Source organism: Chrysosporum bergii ANA360D, assembly GCF_029891735.1.
GTDB lineage: Bacteria > Cyanobacteriota > Cyanobacteriia > Cyanobacteriales > Nostocaceae > Umezakia > Umezakia bergii.
In genome coordinates this window covers 1-922 of the sequence record NZ_JANQDH010000061.1, presented here as the reverse complement: position 1 = coordinate 922, position 922 = coordinate 1, and the positions used below count along the sequence as shown (strand labels likewise).

1 pseudogene is annotated in these 922 nt (G+C 43.4%); it reads right to left on the bottom strand.

The window, feature by feature from the left end:
• A pseudogene (locus NWP17_RS09425) lies at positions 1–922 on the bottom strand (ATP-binding protein); the annotation flags it as partial.

The following is a 922-nucleotide window of genomic DNA, read 5'->3' as shown; positions in this document are numbered from 1 at the left end:
CCTTTAACTCTATGCCCATCACCACTTTGCCATAGCGTAAACAAATATCCATCCTTCCAGAACCAATGGCATATTCTCGTTCTAACGTACCACCACCATTTACTACCCGATGTAAAAATGCCATTAACACTAAATGGGGAGCGATTTCATGATAGGGCGCACTTTTGAGTAGTGGTTCCCCATGTTGTCGCCAAAACTCCAGAAATGCTTCCAATAATTCATCGGGTAATAGCTCCCCCTGTTCATTTAACCAACGAGGTTCAATAACTCCAATGGAAGCTCTGGTTGTGTAACTTAACACCAAGGGTAGAACTTCCCGATAAATTGGATTGGCAATTTCCAAACCCTGTCCTCGGTCTCGACACAGTCCTAAATCCAGGACGTAACGAATATCATCCTGGGGTACATCAGGTAGATCTTCACCTGCTAAAATTGGTTCAATAATAGTTTTGACTCTATCTTCCCGTAATCTTTCTGCTAAGCTGTCTAAATGGGTATCCTGGCGCTGAATGAGAATTTCTTTGGCTCGGTTAATGACTTCAGCAGTAATGGGTTGGGTAATATCTTTCACCAAAACCTGGGTAGCTTGACGAGCTAGGGCGTTGACTAACCACGGTTGTCCATCGGTCAAATAAAATGCCTGGTGGATGGCTTCCGGAGTAAACACCTGTCCCGTAGCTTGTGTATGTTGTAAGTAAAGTTCTTCTACTTCTGATAAAGTAAAATTACTGAGGGTTAAAGACTCAGCCTTGATATTGAAAGGACTGGAAGTATTAAGTCTTTCACTTCCACCGGATTTAACCTTATAGTCCCGCACATCCCGCATACCAATCAACCCCACCGAATGGGGAAACGCCCGGGGACGACGGGGAAAACCTGAACGTAATTGTCTTAAAATAAAGATTAAAGCTTCATCTGTTAG